General features: G+C 37.3%; 22 protein-coding genes. 3 read left to right on the top strand and 19 right to left on the bottom strand.

Annotated features, from left to right (window positions below):
• Positions 1–5: 5 nt before the first annotated feature.
• From ftsL to AC3EA5_RS14580, 13 genes are all read right to left on the bottom strand, one after another.
• Positions 6–374, bottom strand: a complete 369-nt coding sequence (gene ftsL, locus AC3EA5_RS14640; protein ID WP_394187286.1) for a cell division protein FtsL — start codon at positions 372–374, stop codon at positions 6–8.
• Entirely contained in the window at positions 375–1,325 is a 951-nt protein-coding gene (rsmH, locus tag AC3EA5_RS14635) for a 16S rRNA (cytosine(1402)-N(4))-methyltransferase RsmH (protein WP_488609012.1), read from the bottom strand.
• Positions 1,326–1,351: 26 nt separating this feature from the next.
• Positions 1,352–1,783, bottom strand: a complete 432-nt coding sequence (mraZ, locus tag AC3EA5_RS14630) for a division/cell wall cluster transcriptional repressor MraZ (protein WP_394187549.1) — start codon at positions 1,781–1,783, stop codon at positions 1,352–1,354.
• 829 nt (positions 1,784–2,612) lie between these two features.
• Positions 2,613–4,229, bottom strand: a complete 1,617-nt coding sequence (gene bshC, locus AC3EA5_RS14625; protein WP_488609011.1) for a bacillithiol biosynthesis cysteine-adding enzyme BshC — start codon at positions 4,227–4,229, stop codon at positions 2,613–2,615.
• An 83-nt stretch (positions 4,230–4,312) separates the two neighbouring features.
• Positions 4,313–4,702, bottom strand: coding sequence for a DUF3397 family protein (locus AC3EA5_RS14620; RefSeq protein WP_488609010.1), 390 nt, complete (start codon positions 4,700–4,702; stop codon positions 4,313–4,315).
• Positions 4,695–5,600, bottom strand: coding sequence for a ketopantoate reductase family protein (locus AC3EA5_RS14615; RefSeq protein ID WP_488609009.1), 906 nt, complete (start codon positions 5,598–5,600; stop codon positions 4,695–4,697). Before AC3EA5_RS14615 ends, AC3EA5_RS14620 begins: the two co-directional genes overlap by 8 nt.
• 155 nt (positions 5,601–5,755) lie before the next feature.
• Positions 5,756–7,321 carry an acyl-CoA carboxylase subunit beta gene (locus AC3EA5_RS14610; protein WP_488609008.1) on the bottom strand — a complete coding sequence of 522 codons (1,566 nt, stop codon included), beginning with the start codon at positions 7,319–7,321 and terminating at the stop codon, positions 5,756–5,758.
• Between the two features lie 19 nt (positions 7,322–7,340).
• Positions 7,341–7,553 carry a biotin/lipoyl-binding carrier protein gene (locus tag AC3EA5_RS14605; protein ID WP_488609007.1) on the bottom strand — a complete coding sequence of 71 codons (213 nt, stop codon included), beginning with the start codon at positions 7,551–7,553 and terminating at the stop codon, positions 7,341–7,343.
• Between the two features lies 1 nt (position 7,554).
• Complete coding sequence (locus tag AC3EA5_RS14600; protein WP_488609006.1) at positions 7,555–8,910, bottom strand: acetyl-CoA carboxylase biotin carboxylase subunit; 1,356 nt, start codon at positions 8,908–8,910, stop codon at positions 7,555–7,557.
• A 292-nt stretch (positions 8,911–9,202) separates the two neighbouring features.
• Entirely contained in the window at positions 9,203–9,586 is a 384-nt protein-coding gene (locus tag AC3EA5_RS14595) for a transcriptional regulator (RefSeq protein ID WP_488609005.1), read from the bottom strand.
• 51 nt (positions 9,587–9,637) lie between these two features.
• A complete protein-coding gene (locus tag AC3EA5_RS14590; protein WP_488609004.1) occupies positions 9,638–10,399 on the bottom strand; it encodes an enoyl-CoA hydratase/isomerase family protein in 762 nt (253 codons plus the stop codon).
• Positions 10,400–10,563: 164 nt separating this feature from the next.
• A complete protein-coding gene (rpmF, locus tag AC3EA5_RS14585; RefSeq protein ID WP_394187276.1) occupies positions 10,564–10,737 on the bottom strand; it encodes a 50S ribosomal protein L32 in 174 nt (57 codons plus the stop codon).
• 23 nt (positions 10,738–10,760) lie between these two features.
• A complete protein-coding gene (locus AC3EA5_RS14580; RefSeq protein WP_488609003.1) occupies positions 10,761–11,291 on the bottom strand; it encodes a YceD family protein in 531 nt (176 codons plus the stop codon).
• A gap of 123 nt (positions 11,292–11,414) precedes the next feature.
• Here AC3EA5_RS14580 and AC3EA5_RS14575 point away from each other — a divergent pair, with 123 nt between their 5' ends.
• The gene (locus tag AC3EA5_RS14575; protein ID WP_488609002.1) at positions 11,415–12,623 is read left to right on the top strand and encodes a nucleotidyltransferase; all 1,209 of its coding nucleotides are present in this window, start codon (positions 11,415–11,417) and stop codon (positions 12,621–12,623) included.
• On the opposite strand, the gene AC3EA5_RS14570 is transcribed toward AC3EA5_RS14575, so the two are convergent.
• A complete protein-coding gene (locus AC3EA5_RS14570; protein WP_488609001.1) occupies positions 12,624–13,673 on the bottom strand; it encodes a SepM family pheromone-processing serine protease in 1,050 nt (349 codons plus the stop codon).
• 100 nt (positions 13,674–13,773) lie between these two features.
• Here AC3EA5_RS14570 and AC3EA5_RS14565 point away from each other — a divergent pair, with 100 nt between their 5' ends.
• Complete coding sequence (locus tag AC3EA5_RS14565) at positions 13,774–14,664, top strand: hypothetical protein (RefSeq protein ID WP_488609000.1); 891 nt, start codon at positions 13,774–13,776, stop codon at positions 14,662–14,664.
• Positions 14,665–15,031: 367 nt separating this feature from the next.
• On the opposite strand, the gene AC3EA5_RS14560 is transcribed toward AC3EA5_RS14565, so the two are convergent.
• The 4 genes from AC3EA5_RS14560 to AC3EA5_RS14545 all read right to left on the bottom strand — a co-directional run bounded on the left by AC3EA5_RS14560 (position 15,032) and on the right by AC3EA5_RS14545 (position 17,894).
• Positions 15,032–15,178, bottom strand: coding sequence for a hypothetical protein (locus AC3EA5_RS14560; RefSeq protein ID WP_488608999.1), 147 nt, complete (start codon positions 15,176–15,178; stop codon positions 15,032–15,034).
• 224 nt (positions 15,179–15,402) lie between these two features.
• Positions 15,403–15,891, bottom strand: coding sequence for a pantetheine-phosphate adenylyltransferase (gene coaD / locus AC3EA5_RS14555; RefSeq protein WP_394187271.1), 489 nt, complete (start codon positions 15,889–15,891; stop codon positions 15,403–15,405).
• A complete protein-coding gene (gene rsmD, locus AC3EA5_RS14550; protein WP_488608998.1) occupies positions 15,857–16,459 on the bottom strand; it encodes a 16S rRNA (guanine(966)-N(2))-methyltransferase RsmD in 603 nt (200 codons plus the stop codon). The genes coaD and rsmD overlap by 35 nt, the downstream gene beginning before the upstream one ends.
• Positions 16,460–16,472: 13 nt before the next feature.
• Positions 16,473–17,894, bottom strand: a complete 1,422-nt coding sequence (locus AC3EA5_RS14545) for a hypothetical protein (protein ID WP_488608997.1) — start codon at positions 17,892–17,894, stop codon at positions 16,473–16,475.
• A 51-nt stretch (positions 17,895–17,945) separates the two neighbouring features.
• Between AC3EA5_RS14545 and AC3EA5_RS14540 the strand changes: the two genes are divergently transcribed.
• The gene (locus AC3EA5_RS14540) at positions 17,946–18,335 is read left to right on the top strand and encodes a DUF7147 family protein (RefSeq protein WP_394187268.1); all 390 of its coding nucleotides are present in this window, start codon (positions 17,946–17,948) and stop codon (positions 18,333–18,335) included.
• A gap of 16 nt (positions 18,336–18,351) precedes the next feature.
• Here AC3EA5_RS14540 and AC3EA5_RS14535 read toward each other — a convergent pair whose 3' ends face one another.
• Positions 18,352–18,624: a YlbG family protein gene (locus tag AC3EA5_RS14535; RefSeq protein WP_394187267.1), complete on the bottom strand. Its 273-nt coding sequence runs from the start codon at positions 18,622–18,624 to the stop codon at positions 18,352–18,354.
• Between the last annotated feature and the right edge of the window lie 66 nt (positions 18,625–18,690).

Here is an 18,690-nt window from a genome sequence, read left to right as displayed (position 1 = left end):
CTTTTTCATTGTCCCGTAACAACCTTCACATTTTGCTCGTTCAGTTTCAAGCCAAGTTCTTTCGCCTTTTCCCATACGCGTTCATATGTTGAAAGTTCACTTACTTGAATGGACAAATCAGTATTCTGTTTTTTTGTTTCTTCTATTTGTTGATTGATCGATTGAATTTCTTGAGTTGAAGTGTGGATGCTTGCTTGCGTTTGCAAAATCATTACACTGAACATCGTGATAACTGCTACGAACATAACAAATAATATTTTTTCGCCTTTTGTGAAAATTTTACGTTCTTGTTTTCTCTGGGGTTGGATTGTCGGTTGTGGATTTACGACAGGTTGTTGTATGTATGTTTGTTGATTTCTCGCATGCATTGCCATTTAAACACTTCCCTCATCCTTTATTTTTTCAATAATACGAAGTTTTGCAGATCGCGATCGGTTATTGTGTTCCAATTCTTCTTCACTAGGAAGAATTGGTTTTCTTGTAATTAGTTTAAAATTAGGTTCCATACCTTCAGGAATCACCGGCAGGTTTGGTGGTAAATCTGGATAAGAAGCAGCTTCCTTGAAAATGGTCTTTGTTATACGATCCTCTAACGAATGGAAAGTTATCACACTTACTCTACCACCAGCTCCAAGCATTTCTAAAGCATCTTGTAGCGAATCTTCGGCAGCGCCAAGTTCATCATTAACAGCAATACGAATGGCTTGGAATACACGCTTAGCAGGATGCCCACCTTTTCGTCTTGTTGCTGCAGGAATACCATCTTTTATTAATTCCACCAGTTGGAATGTCGTTTCAATTGGCGCATTATTTCGAGCTTCTTCAATTTTACGAGCAATCTGCTTAGAGAATTTTTCTTCGCCATAGCGGTAAAAAATTCGAACTAAGTCATTGAATTCCCATTCATTTACTATGTGATACGCAGTTAATGTGGCAGTCGTATCCATTCTCATATCAAGTGGAGCGTCGTGATTATAACTAAAACCACGTTCCGGGGTATCTAATTGCGGTGATGAGACGCCAAGGTCATATAAAATTCCATCTACTTTTTCGATACCTAATTCAAGAAGTTTTTCTTTTAGTTCTCTAAAGTTCGCATGTACAAAGGTCACTTTATGGAGATGGTCAGCTAAACGCACTTTAGCATGTTCGATAGCTGTTGTATCTTGATCAAAACAAATCAGTTTGCCTTGTTCATTCAGTTGTTGTACTAAATATTCGCTATGCCCTGCACCACCAAGTGTGCAGTCTACATAGATTCCATCTGGACGAATGTTCAATCCGTCAACAGTTTCTTTAAGCAATACGGTCGTATGGTTGAACAACTTCTCGTCCTCCTTCAATCTTTATTCTAAATATCAAAACCGATCATATTTTCAGCTAAGTCATTAAATGAGTCTTCAGATTCATCAAAATAAGTTGTCCAAGAATCTTTAGCCCATATCTCAATTCGGTTGGAAACACCAAGAACGATACACTCTTTTTCAACATGAGCGTGTGATAGTAAATTACTTGGTATATTAATACGGCCTTGTTTATCAATTTCCACTTCTGTCGCTCCAGAAAAGAAGAATCGTGTAAATGCACGAGCATCTTTTTTGGTAACAGGAAGTGCTTTTAATTTTTCTTCGAGTTTTCGCCATTCATTCATAGGATAGCCGAATAAGCAGTTATCAAGACCTCTTGTTATAACAAAAGTGTCTTCCAGGTGCTCGCGAAATTTTGCAGGTATTATTAGACGGCCTTTCGCATCAACACTATGTTGATATTCTCCCATGAACATGCTAGTCACCCCACTTATTGTCATTAATGTACCACATCCCCCCACTTTCCTCCACTTATTTTTAAAAATTCTTTCAATGAATCAAAAAATGTGTCAATAGTACTTGTTGAGACGGCTGTTTTTCCCTTTATTTCATACAAAAAACCGTCTCATAATAAAAAAGAGACGGTTTAAGACTGATGACCCAAAAATAGTCATTCATATAAACGATCGAAATTTAATTAATGCACTAAATAGAATAAGGTGGATGACTATTTCTTTCGCTTTCCGCGGAAGGAACTGTCATCCACCAAAAATAGTCTTAAAACCATTTATAAAGTAATAATTAATAATGATTGGAATAAATAACATGAAGAAAGCTGATAGTGTTTCTGAATCGCTATCTCTATCTTGATTTGAAAAATGAAAATTCGTTCAAACGGAATTCGTTATATATAAAAGGGAGTGTTCCAAAAGTCATCTTTCACAACTTTTGGGACACTCCCTTTGTATAAATGTAGCATTTACTACCCTAATCTTTACAGTTGTTTTCCACGGGGGAGATTATAACCTTCCTATATGGAAGCATAATTAAGGTTGAGACGTTGCTAAATGATCCTCATTTCAATAACAGTAGCGAACATTTAATCGGTTTTTGTTATTTAACATTTAGCAGATATCGTTGATTGAAGAGCAAGGTGGCGACTCCGGTGGAATCAGCACGAACTGAAGACCCTAGACTGAGCGTATGCGAGGGAAGCGGCTGAAGTCGTGCCCACGGAAAGCGTCCACCTGAAGCGGAAATCAACTTTATTCGGATTTTATCAATAGATTTTATTATAAAATTGACTTAAATATAAATAATAGAATGTTTCCCATTAAATTCAAATGGCATTTCTAATAGTTTTTCAACTAATGACTCTCCCGCTTCGTTCATAAATAGATATGGGCTATAGTTTCGTTCTTGCAATGATTGTTCAGGATAAAGCATTCCTTCTAAATGTTGAAACTTGCGAATCATCGTCTCATGGCGAATTAACGTATCATCTTCAATCTTTTGTTTCAAATAAGTAAATTGTTTTTGATGTTTCTCAAGATTTGTATCGACTATATTTCCAATCGATATTCCACTTGTTTCAATATAAGCCTTAAATTCTTCGTAATGTTTAATTAATGAATTTTGCATTTCGCTAATCATCGCATGTGCTTTATCGTCCTGGATTCCAATGATGAAATCTTCTTTACGGGATAATAGATGTCCATCGAAAGCATTTTCAATTGAAAGTTGAAGATCATCTAAGTATTGTGCAGATTTTCGGTCCACTAATGTAATGGACAACCGTGGTACCATCACTGGTAATTCCATATTAAAATGCTCGAATACCGTTTTAAAGGTCGCCCAATATGCTAATTCCCCAGGTCCACCGACAAATGCTAAGACCGGAAAAAGCATCTCTTGCATAAGTGGTCTTGTCACCACATTATTACTTAATTGTTCAGGTGTTTTTTGGGCGATTTCTAATAATTCTTCTTTTGTTAGTTCAATACTAGCATCTTCATTAATAAATAGATTGTCTTGTCTCTTTAATAAAAAACGCTCGCCATCTTGGACAAAGAATAAGTGTGCATTATCGAAAGCTGCCTGTATAGGTTCACCATAACCCATCTCGTTAAAGAGTTGCTCTTGTTGCACAACTCGTTTTGATATCTCTTGAGATTCTTCAATCATCTTCGTGAAATATGGAGATTCTAGTTTCCTTAAAGGTTCATACGCTGCATCAATTAATAATAATCCTTCATTCGCAAAAAAATCATGCATGAGTTTAGAAAAGAACTCACTGTAAGTGCGACTATTAGCCGCAAAGGATTTCAATTTTAAAAGAAGCTCTTTCGTATGCATTGTTTCACTTGTTTGTTTGAAAACACTTTCAATTAACATATTCACTTTGTCAGGTTCAATTTCTGTTTCAAAAGCCATTTGCTTTCGATTCGGACGATCATTATACGTATGTTTTACTAATCTTCCGTTTGCATGAGTGAAGGTCGAATTGATTTCATCCAAGTCATGATCTTCTCCAGCAATCCAAAATACTGGTATGACTGGATGCTGTAGAGCATCTCGTTGTTGCTTGGCAAGAAGAATGACAGAAATCGCTTTATGTATCGAATATAGTGGACCCGTTAATAACCCTGCTTGTTGACCACCAATTACCACAAATGCATTTTCTTCTAACTCTTTTAAATGTCTTTCTACCTTATCGCTTGAAGGAAGATCCCCCATAAAAGATCGAATAACTTGAGACAACTCTTTTCGCGCTACTGGGTGATTTTGAAGCATTTTAGCACGTTTTTCGTAGGATGCTGTCGATGGCATGTAATGAAACAATGAAGACACGCTCTGATTTTGATTGTAAAAGTCATGCATAAAAGTATTCATATTTGGTTGTTCAATATGTTGCATTTTCATCGTGGTAACTCCTTTTTGTCTATATACAAAATGAGTATATCATTCAAAGAGTTGAGTGGAAAAACATACGACTTGTCCATATGCTAATTCATATAGTTCATCAATTTAACAATGAATCCACTTAATAATACGATGATATAAACGAGGCTCAGCAAAATAAATAAAAATCGCCAAATTTTACGTAACAATGGAAGTAACTCAATTTCTTTTTTGTTTGTCCATTCCTGATAAGTCATAAACATACTAAGGACTAAAGCAATACATAACATATAAATCATTGTCTCTGCGTCAAAAAGCGCTTCAACCGCAATAGGTACTGCAAAAAATAAGACAAATGTTGTCACATCAGCCGCCATTCCAAAAGCACGGGCAGGTTTTATATTACTTTTCAATGCGACAAATAAAACGATAAAAAACACAAGATAAGGAAGAAACAGTGCCACACTAACGATGTTCTGAATGATATTAAGCATAGTGAGCACCACTTTCTTCTTTGCTCTGTACTAGTGTGTACAAAATTTGAAGAGTCGGTAGGCTTTTATTTCGATTGGAAGCGTGCTCGATGAGTGCCCCTGCGATTGCCTCAATCTCCGTTTTGGTTCCATGTTGAATATCTTGTAGCATAGACGATCGATTCTCAGCTGTCTTTTCACATAGCTTTTTCACGTCATCTAACCGAAGATGGCTTTTCATTTCCGGGAATGCTTCCATGACTTCTTCAAAAATCTTTTGAACGAGAGAATAGCTATAAGAGTTTTTAATTAATTCGCCATTAGGTACATTTAATATAGCGGTTAATGGATTAATGCAAGCATTTAAGATTGTTTTTCTAAGTACTAAGGTGTAAGCGTCAGATCCGCAATGAATGGGAAATCTCTCATCATCCGACTGAAAAACCTGGACAGTTGGTTGGTTCGTTTTTCCAAGTGATGCTAGATTTAATACACCAAAACCTTTATGTAAGACAGTCGTAGAATCTTGTTTCATTGCACCATGTTCGATTGTTCCTATGTATGAATGGTGATGTTGTAAGTTTTCAAGCCATTTGATATGTGCCATCCCATTTTGAATAAACACTAATTTCGTTTCTTGAGGTGCTTCATATAGAATAGACGACAGGTGGTCAAGTTGATGAGATTTAACAGCAATAAACCACCAGGCGTCCTTAGGTAACTCATTCACATGAAGTGTCGCTCGAACTGATACATTCACATGTTGAAGATTCGGCATTATTCGTGTGATGCCTTTTTCTCTTAATGCAACTACTTGTTCTTCTTTACGAGCAAGCATATAAATTTCATGTCCCATTTCAGCAAAATAGGAACCTAAAAGTAAACCGATAGAGCCAGCACCTATAACACAAATTTTCAAGAGTTCCTCAACCCCTCTTTTTACTCAATTGGATTTTCCCTAATAGTGCAGAAAAAGGTCCACCAAGACAATGGTAGACCTTTTTCACATATTATCTCTTATACGGTTAGGTAGTACAAGATGAATTTGTTCAAAACGTAAGGAATATGGCCTGTTTATACTGGATATACAGGATGCTTACGTGGTGGTTGAGGAATATCTTTTGTGCTATAAGCTCTATAGCGGTCAGCAAGAACGGAACGTAAATCACTTGGTTTTACGATTTCGTCAATAATCATCTCAGATGCTAACTTGTAGATATTAATCTCTTCCTTATATTCTTGGTGTTTTTCTTGAACAAATTTGATGCGTTCTTTTGGATCTTCAATTGCTTCAATTTTATTCGAATAAACTGCATTAACTGCTGCTTCAGGACCCATTACAGCGATTTGAGCTGTCGGCAAGGCAATACAAACATCCGGTTCAAAAGCTGGACCTGCCATTGCATATAGACCCGCTCCGTAAGCTTTTCGAACGATGACCGATATTTTTGGAACAGTAGCAGAACTCATCGCCATAATTAGTTTTGCACCATGACGAATGATTCCAGCACGTTCCACTTTTGTACCAATCATAAATCCTGGTACGTCCGCTAAGAATAAAAGTGGAATCGAAAAGGCGTCACATAGATTAATGAACTTCGTCGCTTTATCCGCCGAATCGACAAATAATACGCCACCTTTGGCTTTAGGTTGATTAGCAATAATTCCAACTGGTTGCCCTTCGATCCGTGCAAGGCCTGTTATGATTTCTGGTGCAAAAAGTTTCTTCACATCAAAAAATGATCCTTCATCGATTAATTGATCGATTGCTTCGTACATATCAAATGGCGCATTTTGATTTTCAGGAATAATTGCTTCTAACGAACGACCTTCTTTAGATGCGATTGTTTCTACCACTTTTGGTTTCTCTGTGAAATTAGCTGGGAAATAAGCTAAGTAACGACGCGCTTCAGAAATCGCGTCTTCTTCAGATGTTACAAGGACATCCCCACACCCACTGATTGAACAGTGCATGCGAGCCCCACCCATTTCTTCAAGGCTAACTTTCTCCCCAATAACTTTCTCAGCCATACGAGGTGAACCCAAGTACATGGACGCATTTCCTTCAACCATAATTACGATATCGCAAAATGCCGGGATATACGCGCCACCCGCTGCTGAAGGGCCAAATAATAAACAAATTTGTGGTATAAAACCTGATAAACGAACTTGATTGTGGAATATTTTACCTGCCCCACGACGATTAGGAAACATATCAAGTTGATCCGTGATTCGAGCTCCTGCAGAATCTACTAAGTACAACATTGGTACTCGGTTTTTTTCTGCAATTTCTTGAATACGAATGATTTTTTCAACAGTACGAGAACCCCATGATCCAGCTTTAACAGTCGAATCATTTGCCATTACACACACAGTTTGACCATTCACTTTACCCATAGCCGTTACAACACCATCAGCAGGTAAATCATTCGCTTCACAGTTTGCAAAACGACCATCTTCAAGATAGCTACCTTCGTCAAATAATAATGCTAGACGATCACGAACAAATAGTTTGTTTTGTTCCTTCATCTTTTCATGATATTTAGGTTGACCACCTGCAAATATTTTTTCTAACTTTTCTTCTAATTGTTCATTGTATGTTGTGTTCTCAGTCACTTTTGTTGCCCCCTTTGCGTACATGTTCGATATATCCCTATTTTTATTCGAAAGTTACAAGCACGTCGCCTTCATTAACAAAATCGCCGACTTGAGAATTAATTGTCGCTACTTTACCAGCAACCTCAGCTTCAACAGGAATTTCCATTTTCATTGATTCAAGCACCATCACAGTTTGTCCAACTGCCACTTCTTCGCCTTCTTTAACGTTTACTGTAAATACTGTACCTGCCATTGTTGATTGTAATTGTTTCATATTATTTTTCCTCCTTTTGTGATTCTAACCAATTTGGTAGTGCTGACGTCGTATACGTCCCATCCATAAATACCTCTGCATCTAAAAATGTTGTAAACAACGGTATATTTGTTTTTACACCTTCAAGTGTAACAGTTGAAAAGAACTTTCGTGCTTTTTCTATTGCCGAAGAACGAGTTTCACCTTTAATAATAACTTTGGCAATCATTGGATCGTAATAAGGTGTTACCGCATTGCCTTGTTCATATCCTGAGTCAATTCGAACATCTTCAACATTACCCCAATCAAGTGATTGGATTGTTCCAGGTGAAGGGAAGAACGTTTTTGGATCTTCTGCATAGACGCGGAACTCCATGGCATGTCCTGTTGTAAGAATTTCCTGTTGATTCGTAACAGGAAGCATTTCTCCATCGGCTACTTTAAGTTGCCACTCGACTAAATCGAATCCAGTTACTTCTTCTGTAACGGGATGTTCCACTTGTAAACGTGTATTCATTTCTAGGAAATAAAATTGGTTTAGTTCATCTACGATAAATTCGACTGTTCCAGCATTTCGATAATTGACTGCCTTGGCTGCATCAACTGCCGCCTGTAGTAATCTTGCTCTCGCCTCATCCGGGAAATTTGGAGAAGGTGATTCTTCAATTACCTTTTGGTTGCGTCGTTGCACAGAACAATTCCGCTCAAATAGATGCACAATATTTCCATGTGTATCACCGAATATTTGAACTTCAATATGTCGACCGTTTGCGATGTACTTTTCTAAAAATACTTTATCATCACCAAAGTAAGCTTTTGCACGGTTTTTCACAGATTCAAAGTGTTGACTGAGCGCTTGCTCATCTTCACATCGAATCATACCGATTCCTCCGCCACCACTACTTGCTTTAAGCATAATCGGATAACCGATTTCACGTGCGGCTTCAATAGCTTCATCGATTGAATTTACACCATCAGTAGTCCCAGGTACGACTGGTACCGATGCCGCTTCCATTGTTTGTCTTGAACCTATTTTGTCTCCCATTTTATCAATTGTTTCAGGTGTAGGGCCGATAAATAGGATTCCAGCTTCTTCTACTTTTTTTGCGAATGAAGAGTTTTCAGACAGCAGGCCGTATCCTGGATGAATAGCATCTACACCTTCACGAATAGCAAGGTCGATGATATCATCGATTTTCAAATAAGACTGTTGAACTTGACTTGGCCCTATTAGAAAAGCGCTATCTGCTTCTTTAACGAATGGTAAATGCTCATCTGCTTCAGCATAGATGGCCACAGTTTCAATATGTAGTTTCTTACAGGTTTGAATAATGCGACGTGCGATTTCACCTCTATTAGCTATTAACACTTTCTTCATGTGTTTGCCCCCTAGTTGTTTAAACGGTGTTCTCCATCTTTACTAGTCTACTCGAAAAATGAAAACGATTTCAACTATTGAATGAAGAAATATTCTTATTAAACAAAAAAATAGAAAAATTAAAGTTGCTTATCCATCATTCTTTTAACCTTTTATACGTTCGACTATGTCTTCTATAATAGGAAAATCTCAAGCACTTACATGATTGAGATTGTAAGTGAAACCTTTTTAAAATAAAAAAAGGTTCTCCCATTTACTTTCATTGAAGTAAAGGAATCACCTTTTATTTCGACTATTTTTTGTTTTGAAAAGTAGTATACACTTGATCAAATAATTTTCTTAAATGTTCGAATTTATCTACGAGTAATGCATGATCTTCTTGTAAATCCTTATGTGCGCCAAGTAACTCATCATAACTAGTCATGGCTTGTTTTAAATGCGTATGAACCGGGTGCTGATGTTTAAGCTTAGCTTGTTTAAGCGCATGTCCAAATGTGTGTCTTAAAGTCTTGTTCCATCTAAAACCACAGGCTTGTCGAGTCCTACCCAATTTTTTGGCAACAATATCAAATGCATGGATTTGAGTGCCGCCTTTTGTCACAATTTCTAATACAGTGTCTACTAGAATTTTATCATCATTTGTCGTCCATTGATCTTTTCTTTTCATGGTTGTCATACAATCACCTCGCGTTTTTTCTACTATATGCGTGAGGTGAAAGAATAGAAGTTATTTTCCTCTATTTAAAAACTTTTGTACTTGAATATGATGAGCGTCAGCTTCCCAAAGTTCCGAACTTCGAATGACTTCTTCTTGAATTTGATTAAGTAGATTTAGTGATGTCCATTTTCGGTTGACCATTTCTTTATATGCTCGGTTAACAGATGCATCAATTTTACCCATATCTTGAATGAATGTTTGTAAAGCTTCCTCTGAATCACCCTCGTAAAGCTCTGTAGCCCATCCAATTTCTTTTAACCGATTAGCATTATAAGGTTTGGAATCTCCAAGCATACGAAGGGCTTGATCCATTTGAGGCATTTTTTCTAGCAAGTAGGTTCCCCCACCCCATCCACTCGTTATTGCTAGTGACCCTTGAATAAAACCACATTTAGCAGTAGAAGAAACAAGTCTATAATCACAAGCTGTAGCTATTTCACACCCACCACCAACTGCCGCTCCATTTACCAGAGCAATTACAGGAACAGGAAGAGTTGCGACTTTATATAAAATTTGAGCCATTTGGTTTAACATCGGAAAAGCTTCTGCTGCAGTTTTTAATCCGTGAAATACGGAGAGATCTCCTCCCGAGCAGAACGCTTGGGTACCCTCACCAGTAATTACCACGAATTTAATGGTTGAATCGTTATGTACAAGTTCTATTAATTGCTCAAGTCCCTGCATCACCTCATGATTGATGGCATTGCGGATAGCTGGTCGAGTGATCGTAAATCGAGCGATTTGATTGTCGTTTATGATTGAAAAAGCCATTAAAAGACCTCCTTTTTAGAAAAACAAAGCTTGCACCAAAAAGGTGTAAGCTCTGTCTTTTGTTATACTCATATCCAAAAACTAATAATATCAGTGTAAATAGAGAAAAAGACTACCTGAGAGCCATGGTCTCTCTGGTAGCCTTTAATGGAGCAAATACTGTATTATTTGCTCAATACTTCTTTCCCTTTGTAATGACCGCATGATTTACAAATGCGGTGAGCCAATTTCGATTCACCACAGTTTGGGCATGCAACCATACCAGGTACGGATAATTTGAAATGCGTACGACGCTTTCTTTTTACAGTCTTAGAAGTCTTTCTAAACGGTACAGCCATTGGTGGCACCTCCTTACAGATCGTTATTCGTCTGTTTGATCAAAATACTTTGCTAAATCAGCAAGTCTAGGATCCGATTTTTTTGGTTCATTTTCTCTTATCGCAGACAATTCCTCATCTGTTAAATACGTCCAGTCCTTGCCACCAGCATGTGGTTGATGCGAAGCATCTTCCTTAAATACTTGTAACGGAACTTCAACAACGATTAGTTCTTCAAGTACAGGGTCAACGTCAATGACGTCTCCATCTACAAAATGAATATCTTCATCGTTATCCTTGTGAGCATCAGACCAGCTGAATAGTTCAACGGTTTTAATGTCAATTGGGTATTCAACATCTTCCCATGTGCGAGCACATGGCAAAGTCAAGGTGCCTGTCAAATGAAAATGACAAGTCATTTGCGCTGCACCAAATGTGCAGTGCCCTTTAACATGTACGGGTGAAATCTTCCGGATGTCCGGGTTACGTTCCATCACTTTATCCAATTGAACATATTGATCAATTGGCATCCCGTCATGGCGATATTTAGCTAGTTGATGAATTACCCATTTCATACGCTTATCACCTCAAGACAACAAAGTTGATTATATAATGCCTAAAATTAGATGTCAAGATAATTTCTTGTCACACTATTTTTTCCCCCGTATAATCAAGAGTATTGAAGGGGGTTTACACTTTTGCGAGCAACCGGAGTCGTCGTTGAACACAATCCGTTTCATAACGGACATTTATATCATATCAAAGAATCACGCAAGAATACAGGGGCAGATGTTGTTATTGCTGTAATGAGCGGGAATTTCCTTCAAAGAGGTGAACCCGCACTTGTTGATAAATGGAGTCGGACCAAAATGGCACTACAAGGTGGCGTTGACATTGTCATAGAATTGCCATATGTATTCGCTACTGCTCAAGCTAGTGATTTCGCAAAAGGTTCTATTGCCCTTTTAGAAGCTGCTGGATGCACAGATTTCTGTTTTGGTAGCGAACAAGGATCAATTGAGCCCTTTATAAATACCTATGATTTAATAACCTCACAACAAGAGTCTTACCAACAATCCATTAATCAATTCATGAAAACAGGAATGAGTTATCCAAAAGCTTTAAATGAAGCCTATGCACACCTTATTAAAGGATATGATCAACCGTTTGTGGATTTATCTCAACCAAACAATATTCTTGGCTATCATTATATTGAAGCTGCATATCATCTCCAAGCGTCCATTAAACCAGTTACGATACAACGAATTGTCTCAGGCTATCATGATGACGTTCTCCCTGGTCAAAGCATTGCAAGTGCAACAGGTATTCGAAAAGTTATATTTAATGATCAAGGAATTAGTGACTTAACTCCACTTTTACCAAAAGCTTCTTTGCAAAACATTGTAGAATGGCAAACGCACATCGGATCTTTTGGAAGCTGGCAGCATTTCTATCCATACTTAAGATTCCAAATTATCCGTTCATCCATAGAACAACTAGCTTCTTATGCCGAAGTTACAGAAGGCATTGAGTATTTACTTAAGGAAGCAGCTCAAAAATCCAACACTTTTGAAAATTTTATGGAAGTTGTTAAATCTAAACGCTACACATGGACCAGAATCCAACGCATGCTAACCCATATCTATACAGGTTTTACTTGGGATGATTTAAAACAGGCTTCCAGTCCTACTTATCTCCGTCTACTAGGGATGACGGAAATGGGACAACGTTATTTAAATGAACATAAAAAAAATCTTTCATTGCCTCTCGTAAGTCGAGTTGGGGCAGTAAAAGATTCGATGTTATCTCATGATATTAAAGCGACCGATTTGTACACTCTTGGTGTTCAATCCCATGGTTTTAATCAACCAATTGGACGTGACTATCGTCAGCCACCTATAAGATAATTACGCTTTAGGTTCCAATTTCTCTAAATAATCTAATGCATCATCAATTGTTTTCACTGGCACGATTTTCATTTTCGTGCCTATTTCTTTTGCTGCGTCTCGTGCATCTTCATAATTTGAGCGCAATGTTGGATTATTGATAAGAACTTCTTCAGGTAATTCATCATCTGGTGCAAAGAAAACCTCAATCCCTGCAGCATCTGCAGCCACTACTTTCAGATCAATGCCTCCTATACGCCCTACTTCACCTGTACTTTTCATTTCACCGGTACCCGCGATCGCATAGCCTTTTGTCAAATCCTCTTCTTCCAATTGATTCAACAACTCCAGCGTAAACATTAAACCGGCTGATGGACCACCAATATCTTCAGACTTAATTAAAACATTTGGGGTTGTCGTAATAGTCTTATCTTCCATAAAGGTAATCCCTAACCCCGCTCTAGAATCATCGCCTGGGATTGGTTTCAACTTGATATCGACTACTTCAACCTTTTCCTTCCGTTCAATTTCAAGTTGAACGATGTCATTTACATTCTTTTCTTGTAAATACGTAATGACCTTATCTTGACTATTACTTTTCACATCATCAATTCGAAGTATTTTATCTCCGGCTTTTAATAAACCATCTGCGGCTCCGTCCGGAAGCACATTTAAAACAAATACCCCGTTTGTGTTAACTTCATAAGGTTTATCTGCTTTTTGAAAAGCCACTAAAATGGCATTAAATTGAGATTGGGACATCAATTTCAACTGCCGAATGGTGTATTCATCCTCGTCTTCATTCGGATTTCGTACGTGATTGGATGGAAGTATATGTTGATGATTCGCAACCTTTGCCCATGCATAGGTAATGGGAGTGGCTTTTGCTAATGCGATTGTCATAAGACTCATAGATCCTTTGTCATCCGTGTCTCCATCTTGCACCTTCACTAACGGATCCAGAGGATAAGCTCCACCGGGTTTAGATATGTATGCGTCTACTGGGTAAAATGTTGCGCTCAATAAAAATACACAGGCGATAACAAAACCTATGGTGCTTTTCTTTGGCATCTAACGTTGACCTCCATCATGAACATCATTTTTATTCCATATACATAGTGTAGCACGCACAAAAAGTTCTGACAAAACGATTGAAACGGGGAAATATGACATGCTCTATAAAACTAATATATTCATCTGTTGGTCCTTAATGATCTTGTTTATTTTCTTACCTGGAATCGCACACCAAGGAGCTAAGCTTGGGCTAGATGTTTTTATACATAGATTGCTTCCCTATTTACTTCCGTACCTTGTTGTATCACAATGGCTACTCTATGTTTTATATAAACAAAACGCTTGGCAACCGAGTTTTATTAACAATTTAAAAATTTATGGCATAGGTGCTTTTGGTGGATTTCCTACAGGAGCTGCCACTATATCCACTCTCGTAAAAGCTAAAATGCTTAGTTCCAAAACGGCTAGTCATTTAATTGGTATTTGTCATGCACCAAGTCCAATGTTTGTCATGGGTGTTGTAGGAACGCAATTTCTTTCCTCTCCTAAAAAAGGTCTACTCATTCTTGTCTTAATTCACCTTATCAATGCGTTATTTTTACTTTTTTCTCAACGCATTTTCTCCAATCAACCTGCTATGGAAAAAGTGAATTTAAAACAGGTTCAATCTCCATTTAGCGAAGGTGTTCATCAAACGGCATCGATTTTGCTTTTAGTTGCAACGACTGTGGTATTTTTCACTACAGTTAGTACAGTTATTTCAGCAGTCATTAAGTATGTGTTTGGAAATATGTCATCTCAGTTTGTGGTGTTTATTTATTCATTGTTTGAAATGACGGCTGGCTTGGAGATAGCTCACAGAATGTTTGCTTCGGAAGCGTTTTTCTCAATACTAGCAGTGGCGATCTTATCTTTTAACGGCGTGAGTATACATATGCAAGTCATTGTTTTGGCAAAATCAGCTGCACTTTCGCTTAAGCCTTATTTTGTTTACCGCTTTCTTCACTTCATATTACTTACATTGATATGGTTTTTATTTTTTCAATAAAATCTCGAGGAAGATTTTTTGCTATCAATTAACTTCTTGAAGACTGTTGAGCAATATTTCGCTATGCTTCTTGGGGACATCCTCATTTAAAGCAATTGGAGATGAGCTTTCACTTTCAAGTGGCAGTCTTTCACTTTCAAATCGAGATCTTTCACGTTCAATCACGAACCTTTCACTCATTTTCGTATTCTACGCGCGAAAGCCCAGGAGTTTCCAACAACAAAGGCTGCTTTAGCAGCCCCAAATTAATTTGACCCGGTTTCTGTTAAACGAAATAAAATCAATTGGTATATCCTAATTCTTATTATATTCTCTATTTACTGTAATTTTAGTTGTTTGGCATGGAAGCGGCGTAAAACATCTGCTCCTACATCGCTACGCTAGCTTCGTCGCAAAGATGAGGACCAAATTCCTTTGGAGACCTCATCGTTCCTGCGGAATCAGCAAGAACTGAAGACCGAGGGACAAAGACTAAAAACGCCACATCACGTGGCAACGTCTTTGAAACCAACATCCTGTTGGCCTCCGCTGAAAGCGTCCGCTAAAATGGAAATCAACATTTTCCGGTCGTCTGTAGTATGAAGAACAAGCAATTCTATAGTTAAAAAGACAAACTAATACCGTTAAGTCAGGACAAAAAAAGGATAGCGAAATCACTAAGATTTGCTACCCCTTTTCATATGTAATTCAATTTCAAAATTTTATCATAGGAAATCTAATTTCGGACACCAAAGAGTGTTATTTATTTGCTTCATATTTTTCTTTCAAAGCAAGCTCTACTTGTTTAGGAACTAACTCTGATATGTTCCCACCGTATTTAGCAACTTCTTTAACAATGCTAGAACTCAAGAACGAATACTGATTATTGGTCATGATGAAAAATGTTTCAATATTTTCGTCTAGCACTCGGTTCATGGAAGTGATCTGCATTTCGTATTCAAAATCTGAAACGGCTCTCAAGCCTCGAACAATAGCGTGAGCATTCACATTTTTTGCATACTCGACGAGTAATCCCGAGAAAGAATCGACATGTACATTCGGCAAAGATGTTGTAACTTGACGGATTAAATCCATTCTTTCCTCAATTGTAAATAATGGTTTTTTGGACGAGTTATTTAAAACAACGACACGAATTTCATCAAAAACGGATGCGCCTCGTTTAATAATATCTAAATGACCATATGTAACTGGATCAAAACTGCCCGGTACTACTGCGATTTTCTTCATGTAAATCTCCTTCTTCATTCAGCATTCGATAAATTGATATGATCGTACTACCGTAAGTTTCTCTTCGAGAGAGCTTAAATTCATGATAGTGATCGGGTAAGGGAACTGTTTTCTCATGCTCACACATGATTATTGCATCTGGACTAAGCAATCCTTTTTCTGCTAGTATGCCCACTAAATCATACAAATCAGCTTTATGATAAGGAGGATCTAAAAATAATAAATCAATCGTTAATTCACGTTTTTCCATTGCTTTGATCGCTCTTAAAGCATCTACTCTAAAGACCTCAGCTTGTTCTTCTAAATGACATTTCTTTAAGTTTTCATGAATCGTTTGGATAGCCTTTGCATCTTTTTCGATGAAAATACATGAATCGATTCCTCTACTTAAAGCTTCAATCCCTAAACTCCCGCTCCCTGCAAATAAGTCAACCGCAAGTCCACCTTCGAAATATGGACCTATCATATTGAAAATGGATTCCTTCACTTTGTCAGTTGTCGGTCTTGTGTTTGAACCTGGAACAGCTTTTATTGGCAATCCTTTACAAATCCCAGAAATCACTCTCAAGTATGGTTCCTCCTTAGAAAAGGGCTGATGGTGTAATATTGATACGCCCTTCTTCTTTTTGTATATCAACTAAAAACAAACGAATGAGCCACGATTCTTCGATGTAATAAGCACCTGCCAATTCCTCAATTGGTTGTGATAGAACTTCATATCTGCGTTCATTAAACACATAAAAAGGCTCTATCATCGGGAAACGGAAAGATCTAGCTGCATTTTTAATGTAATAGCCATTTTTGCCTTTATCCATCGTGTAGCCAAGTAATGACATCATTGGTTCTACAGAATATAAGACGCGTCCATCATTAAAAATGACCTTCATATTTTTTTGTTCAAGTTCATTAATATAGACTGTCCTTGTATCTTCAAAAAGTAAAGGAAATTGTTTATCTCCTAACTGTTCGTTAAGTTCAAAAAATGATGTTTTTTGATTCAAAGTTTTGGTCAAAACTTCGTCCAATAGTTTTGGCGAAACTGCCTCACTTTTTAGACGCTTTAACTGGTCAATCCACTCTTCAATTTGAGAAGTTGTCATATATGTCATTAACTCATCGTACATCCGTTTACTTTTTTCAGAGCCAATGGTTTGATTGGTTAAAAAAGATGCGATAACCTCAATCGAATGAGTAGTATTAGCGGAAAATGAATAGCTACTTTGTACACTTTTTAAAATAATATCATTTTTTACAGTTGGCACTTCTAACGCGGGAATAAAAACAAACCGATTGGCTTGTAAATCACTTGCTTGATTATTGACAATAACAGCCACGTGCTTTGAATCAGCAAGATTTATGTCTTTTAATGTGTTTTTAGTCTCATCAGTTAAAGGTTGGTCTGCATAAATCGAAAGCTGATGATCTTTAAACACCGCTGGGTAGTCATCTTGTTGCCAATACAAATCAGTAACTCCACCTTTACCGTTAAATAATTTGTAGTCAACAAGTGATAAAGATTCCTTTCCGATGGCAGGTAGCCCAGTTAACCATAGCCCCTTGGATTTTGTGACATCTGTTACATGAACCATCGAATGACTAACCGACCCGCCTGGCAATGTCGCAAAAACACCTTTCCATAACCGTTGTTGAGTAAGTGCGTCGTTAACCGGTATTTCATAAGAAATATGTTGTTCTGCGTTCTCACCCTCTTCAAACGCATGTAAATCATCTGCCAAACGTGTACAACTGTCACCATTTTCGATAAAACATGCCCGATTTTCACTATGTAATGGCCAGGTTATCGTCATTTCGGTTTTAGGTAACTTAGAAAATTTATGTTGGATAAAGAATCGTTGATCTCGGTAGGTTACACTCACTTCTTGGGAATAGGAAAATGCACTTTCCTTTTCATTCAAGCTTGTAGAGTAAACTTGATACTGAAAAAAAAGCATAATGATATTCATGAATAATAATAGAGAAACTAACCCACTCGCTAATTTCATGTGCCAGACCTCCTGCACCGTGGTAAAATGTGATGGAAAGGATGTGCTATTGTGATTCAACGCTTTATAGAACTAGGTGAAGGTTATAGTGATTTATATGAATTATGTGAATTAATGCAAACAAACCAACACCGTTATCATAATGTATGTATTTTATCGACTACAAAAAATAATGTTTTATGTGTAAGTATAGCTTTAATATTAAAACCTTCAGGTGAGAGTAAATTTACGCCCATCTATTTATGTAGAGAAGGAATTACCATCCAAACGAATAAACCGAGTAAACGGTTACAACTAGTTGAAAAAACGGTGCAGGAAATGAACAAAGTCCCACACCGTCTTGAAGTAAAACACTCATCTTATTTTGCTGAACCAGCATTATATCATCAGTATTTAACGGGAATATTAAGGTTGCATCATATCCTACCACCTCTGTCATAGAAGGCTGGCTGTAAGATTATAATCCAGTTTTATAATCGTATTCTTTCGCTTTATCAGGTTTTGAATTTTCATATTCAGTCTTTACAAATGGACGATATGATGGGGTAACGGCTTTAACAAAAGGTAATCGAGAGATTTTGGTAGAAATCGTTTCAATTTGGTCGAGATCGCAATACATTACCACATATTTTAATTTTCTAGATATGAATTGGACATGCCCATATTTTCGAAGCGATTTAGCTTGTTTTAAATGATGCACGTATACAATAAGTCCTTGTCGGTCATTCATGCGATTTCCCTCTTTTCTTATCATAAAGAATAACATATGGGTGAAAAGTATCGCAACCGCTTGTAG

This window comes from Paenisporosarcina sp. (assembly GCF_057785155.1).
Note: the sequence above shows the minus strand (reverse complement) of the source record. Positions and strands in the feature narration are given on the sequence as shown.

Coding starts and splice junctions, on each gene's coding strand:
- coaD (WP_394187271.1), bottom strand. CDS start 15,891: ATGAAGAAAATCGCAGTAGTACCGGGCAGTTTTGATCCAGTTACATAT.
- mraZ (WP_394187549.1), bottom strand. CDS start 1,783: ATGTTCATGGGAGAATATCAACATAGTGTTGATGCGAAAGGCCGTCTA.
- AC3EA5_RS14565 (WP_488609000.1), top strand. CDS start 13,774: ATGCTCTATAAAACTAATATATTCATCTGTTGGTCCTTAATGATCTTG.
- AC3EA5_RS14560 (WP_488608999.1), bottom strand. CDS start 15,178: ATGTTGGTTTCAAAGACGTTGCCACGTGATGTGGCGTTTTTAGTCTTT.
- ftsL (WP_394187286.1), bottom strand. CDS start 374: ATGGCAATGCATGCGAGAAATCAACAAACATACATACAACAACCTGTC.
- AC3EA5_RS14535 (WP_394187267.1), bottom strand. CDS start 18,624: ATGAATGACCGACAAGGACTTATTGTATACGTGCATCATTTAAAACAA.
- rpmF (WP_394187276.1), bottom strand. CDS start 10,737: ATGGCTGTACCGTTTAGAAAGACTTCTAAGACTGTAAAAAGAAAGCGT.
- AC3EA5_RS14610 (WP_488609008.1), bottom strand. CDS start 7,321: ATGTACGCAAAGGGGGCAACAAAAGTGACTGAGAACACAACATACAAT.
- AC3EA5_RS14595 (WP_488609005.1), bottom strand. CDS start 9,586: ATGACAACCATGAAAAGAAAAGATCAATGGACGACAAATGATGATAAA.
- AC3EA5_RS14605 (WP_488609007.1), bottom strand. CDS start 7,553: ATGAAACAATTACAATCAACAATGGCAGGTACAGTATTTACAGTAAAC.
- AC3EA5_RS14545 (WP_488608997.1), bottom strand. CDS start 17,894: ATGAAATTAGCGAGTGGGTTAGTTTCTCTATTATTATTCATGAATATC.
- bshC (WP_488609011.1), bottom strand. CDS start 4,229: ATGAAAATGCAACATATTGAACAACCAAATATGAATACTTTTATGCAT.
- AC3EA5_RS14570 (WP_488609001.1), bottom strand. CDS start 13,673: ATGCCAAAGAAAAGCACCATAGGTTTTGTTATCGCCTGTGTATTTTTA.
- AC3EA5_RS14620 (WP_488609010.1), bottom strand. CDS start 4,702: ATGCTTAATATCATTCAGAACATCGTTAGTGTGGCACTGTTTCTTCCT.
- AC3EA5_RS14580 (WP_488609003.1), bottom strand. CDS start 11,291: ATGAAATGGGTAATTCATCAACTAGCTAAATATCGCCATGACGGGATG.
- AC3EA5_RS14600 (WP_488609006.1), bottom strand. CDS start 8,910: ATGAAGAAAGTGTTAATAGCTAATAGAGGTGAAATCGCACGTCGCATT.
- AC3EA5_RS14590 (WP_488609004.1), bottom strand. CDS start 10,399: ATGGCTTTTTCAATCATAAACGACAATCAAATCGCTCGATTTACGATC.